This is a genomic window from Streptomyces sp. HSW2009 (assembly GCF_040240285.1).
GTDB lineage: Bacteria > Actinomycetota > Actinomycetes > Streptomycetales > Streptomycetaceae > Streptomyces.
The window spans coordinates 1-4661 of the sequence record NZ_JBEHZD010000573.1 but is presented as its reverse complement, the minus strand read 5'-3'; the positions used below and the strand labels follow the sequence as shown (position 1 = coordinate 4661).

2 protein-coding genes are annotated in these 4661 nt (G+C 75.3%); one reads left to right on the top strand and one right to left on the bottom strand.

Annotated features, from left to right (window positions below; translation table 11 throughout):
* Window positions 1-1270, bottom strand: a 1270-nt coding sequence (locus AAHZ94_RS28775) for an amidohydrolase (RefSeq protein ID WP_349996537.1), incomplete at its 3' end; no start/stop codon positions are given.
* 762 nt (window positions 1271-2032) lie between these two features.
* Between AAHZ94_RS28775 and pepN the strand changes: the two genes are divergently transcribed.
* Window positions 2033-4570, top strand: coding sequence for an aminopeptidase N (pepN, locus tag AAHZ94_RS28770; protein ID WP_349996535.1), 2538 nt, complete (start codon window positions 2033-2035; stop codon window positions 4568-4570).
* Window positions 4571-4661: the final 91 nt, after the last annotated feature.

Sequence of the window (4661 nt, the reverse complement as noted above, 5' to 3'; positions counted from 1 at the left end):
GGGGCCCCCCGGGGGCCCGTCCCCCATGCTTGGGGCGGGGGCGCGGGGCGGCGGGGGCCTCCCCGACCCCGGCCCAGGCCATGGCGCGGGCCGCCGCGAGGGTGGCTGCATCGGCCGCGGCGCCGCCGGTCCACTCGGCGAACTCCCGCGTGTGCGGGGTGCCTTGGGCTCCCTCGATGCCCAGGTGCGGATGGATCGCGGGCAGCGCCCGGGTCACGTTCCCCATGTCCGTCGACGCGCCGATGCGCCGCGGCGGGCCCGCGGGCTCGGCGGGGGCGCGGCCGGCGGCGCGCAGCCCGTCCGCGTAACGCGCCATCAGCCAGCTGTCGTTGCACAGGTCCAGGTAGTCGGGCTGGGTGGGCTCGATCGTCACCGTGCACCCGGTGGCCAGGGCCGCGCCGTGGAAGCAGTTCGCCACCCGCCGGCGCAACTCGGTCAGTTCCTCCGCGGTCGGGGTGCGCACCTCCCAGTCGAGCACGGTGCGCTCGGGGATGATGTTCGACTGGTCGCCGCCGTGCCGGACGATGCCCGACACCCGGTAGCCGTCCGGGAGTTGCTGCCGTAGCTGGCCGACGGCGACCTGGGCGACGACGGCCGCGTCGGCGGCGTTGATCCCCAGGTGCGGCGCTGCCGCGGCGTGCGCGGCGCGCCCGGTGAAGGTCACCGCGAAGCGGGCCACCGCGGTGGTGGACGAGCGCGGGTCGACGTCGTCGGCCGGCCCGGGGTGCGCCATCATCGCCACCGTCACGTCGTCGAAGGCGCCGCGTTCGAGCAGCAACACCTTGCCGCCGCCGTGTTCTTCGGCCGGCGTCCCGAGCAGCCGTACCGCGAAGCCGAGTTCATCGGCGACGGCGGCAAGGCCGATCGCGGCGCCCGCGCTCGCCGCGCAGATCATGTTGTGCCCGCAGGCGTGCCCGAGGCCGGGCAGCGCGTCGTACTCGGCGCACACCCCGATCGTCAGCGGCCCGGTGCCGTACGAGGCGGTGACCGCGGTCGGCAGGTCGTGGCCGCCGCGCTGCACGGCGAACCCGGCCTCCGCGAGCAGGTCGGCCAGCCGCCCCGCCGCCCGGTGCTCGGCGAAGGCGAGTTCGGGGTCGGCGTGCAGGGCGTGGCTCAGCTCCGTCAGGCGCCCGGCGTACGCGTCGATCCGAGCGAGCACGCGCTGCCGCGCGGCCTCTTCGGCGGGGGTGGATGGGGGAGCGGCCCCGTTCGACGCACCGGCCGTCTTCCCGGTGGCCGACGCACCGGCCGCCGTCTCCCCGGTGGGCACCGTGCCCGCCGGTCGAGCGTCTGGCGCCGTGCCCGACGGGGCCGGCTCGGCAGCCGGTGACGTACCGGGTCCTGGGTGGTTCATCGGGCACCCGCCCGGCGTATCGCAGGGTGCTGCGCCGGCTGTGCGGGGCGGTGGGCGCTGCTCGGTCGCCGGACCCGGGCGGGCCGCGGGACGTACGGGGAGGCTACGACGATCGTCATGCCCCCACCCTGCCACCCACTCCCACTCCGCGACCCGGCCCCGCCCGGCCATCCGGGCCGGCCCCCGACACGACCCGCTCCCACTCCGCGACCCGGCCCCGCCCGGCCACCCGGGCCCGCCCCCGACACGACCCGCTCCCACCCCGGACACGAGGCACCCAACCCACCCCAGCCCGACGCACACCCACACTCACGCCCACACCCACCCGGACACCCCGGCCCCCGTACACCCACCGCCAAGCCCACACACCCACCTCAGCACCCACCCCAGCACCCAGCCCACACCCACCCGGACACCCCGAGCCGCGAACACCCACCCCAGCCCCCGCCTCACCCCGCACCCCAGCCCGCATCCAAACCCACCCCCACCCCACCCCTCCCATCTGCGCAAAGTCAGCCAGCAAGGCCGAGTACCCCGGCCAGCCGCCGGCTCCCGGCAGTGGGTAGGTGCCGGACCGTCCCCACCCCACCGCGGTCGGTGATCGGGTCGTACGAAGTGGTGTCTTGCACACCCCCCGCGGCCTGCACGCCGCGCGGGCCGTAGGGCAGCATGGCTCCCATGTCCGTACTGACGCGCGATGAAGCGCAGACCCGTGCCGCCCGCATCGGCCTCCGCCGCTACACCATCGACCTCGACCTGACGCGGGGCGACGAGGTGTTCGGTTCGACCACGTCCGTGCGCCTGTGCGTGCGTGAGGCGGGCACCGACACCTTCGTCGAGCTGGAGGCCGCCGCCCTGCACCGGGTCACGCTCGACGGCGTCGAACTCGACACCGCGCGCTACGCCGACGGCCGGTTCCCGCTGACCGGACTCCCGGAGGGCGAGCACGAACTGCTGGTCGAGGCCGACATGCGGTACTCGCGCACCGGCGAGGGCATGCACCGCTTCACCGACCCCGCCGACGGCGAGACGTACCTCTACACCATGTGCTGCATGTCGGACGCGCCCAAGGTGTTCGCCTGCTTCGACCAGCCCGACCTGAAGGCCGTGTTCGAGGTCAGCGTCACCGCGCCGCCCGAGTGGACCGTGCTCGGCAACGGGATCGCGACCCGGGTCGGCGACGCCGCCGACGGCCGTTGGCAGCTCGCGCCCACCCAGCCCATCAGCACCTATCTGATGGCGCTCGCCGCCGGCCCCTGGCACTCGGTGCGCACCCAGCACGCCGGGCTCCCGTTCGGCCTGCACGTACGCCGCTCCCTCGGGGCCCAGTTGGACGCTGACGCCGAGGAGCTCTTCGACATCACCCGGCGCTGCTTCGACCGGTACCACGAGATCTTCGACGAGCCGTACCCCTTCGACTCCTACGACCAGGCGTTCGTGCCCGAGTTCAACTCCGGCGCCATGGAGAACCCGGGCCTGGTCACCTTCCGCGACCAGTTCATCTTCCGCTCCGCGGTCACCGAGGGCGAGCGGCAGAGCCGGGCCATGGTCATCGCGCACGAGATGGCCCACATGTGGTTCGGCGACCTGGTCACCATGCGCTGGTGGGACGACATCTGGCTGAACGAGTCGTTCGCCGAGTACATGGGCTTCCAGATCCTCACCGAGGCCACCCGCTACACCGACACCTGGGCCGACTTCGGCGTCCGCCGCAAGAGCTGGGGGTACGACGCCGACCAGCGGACCTCCACACACCCGGTGGCGCCCGAGCCCGACGGGGTGCCCGACACGGCCGCCGCCCGGCTGAACTTCGACGGCATCTCCTACGCCAAGGGCGCGTCCGCGCTGCGCCAACTCGTCGCCTACCTCGGTGAGCGGGACTTCCTCGCCGGCATCAACGACCACTTCACGCTGAACCGGTTCGGCAACGCCACGCTCGCCGACTTCATCGACGCCCTCGCCCGCGCCTCCGGCCGGCCGGTGCCCGAGTGGGCCGACGCCTGGCTGCGCACCACCGGCGTGGACACCCTCACGCCGGTGGTCGAGGAGAGCGCCGACGGCTGGCGGCTGCGCCTGGTCCACGAGGGCAGCCGGCCGCACCAGCTCACCATCGGCTGCTACGACCACGACCCGGCCACCGGCCGGCTGGTGCCGCGACCGGCGCTCCAGTGGACCGTGCCGGCGTCCCCGGCGGACGCCGACGCCGCCGAGCAGGTGCACGAGGAGCAGGGCCCGCGCCCCGATCTCGTACTCGTCAACGACGGCGACTACAGCTACGTCAAGATCGGCTTCGACGAACGGTCCTGGGCGACGATCGGCGCGGCCCTGTCCGGGCTGCCCGAACCGCTCTCCCGCGCCGTCGTCTGGAACGCCGCCCGGGACCTGGTGCGCGATGGCAAGCTGGCGCCCACCGGCTACCTCGACGTGCTCCGCGCCCACCTGCCGAAGGAGAGCGACGTCGTCATCGTGCAGGGCGTGCTGGCCTTCGCCCGCAGCCAGCTCGCCGACCGCTACCTGCCCGTCGAACAGCGCGCCGCCGCCCTCGCCACGCTCGTCGACACCTGCCGTGACCTGCTGCTCCGTACCGCGGACGGCTCGGCGCCCGGCCTTCGCCTGGCCGCCGTGCAGACCCTCGCCGACAGCACCGACGACGCCGACGAGCTCGCCGGCTGGCTCACCGCGGGCACCGTGCCCGGCGGGCCCGCGCTCGACCAGGAGCTGCGCTGGCGGCTGCTGCTGCGCCGCGCCGTGCTGGGCGCCGTGACGCCGGCCGACATCGAGGCCGAGCTCGCCCGCGACTCCAGCGCCACCGGGCAGGAGGGCGCCGCCCGCTGCCGCGCGGCGCTGCCCGACCCGGCGGCCAAGGAGGCGGCTTGGGCGGCGCTGTTCGACAAGGACGACCTGTCCGCCTATCTGGTCACCGCGACCGCCGAGGGGTTCTGGCAGGCCGAGCAGCACGAGCTGCTCAGCGGCTACGTGGCCCGCTACTTCCCGGCCGCCACCGCCGTCGCCGCCCGCCGCGGCCCCGCCATCGCGCAGGCCGTGGGCCGCTTCGGCTTCCCGCACCACGCGGTGGACGCCGAGACGGTGCGGCTCGGCGACGAGTGTCTGCGCGACGCCGACCCGACGCCGGCGCTGCGCCGGCGGCTCGTCGACGAACTCGACGACCTGCGTCGGGCGGTGCGGGTGCGGGAGGCCGCCGCGGCCACCGACTGACCGGGCGCGCCGCCCCCCCCCCCCCCCCCGGCGGCGCCCCCCCCCGCGCGGGGCCCCCGGCCGGCCGGCCCCCCCCCCGGGCCCCCCCCCC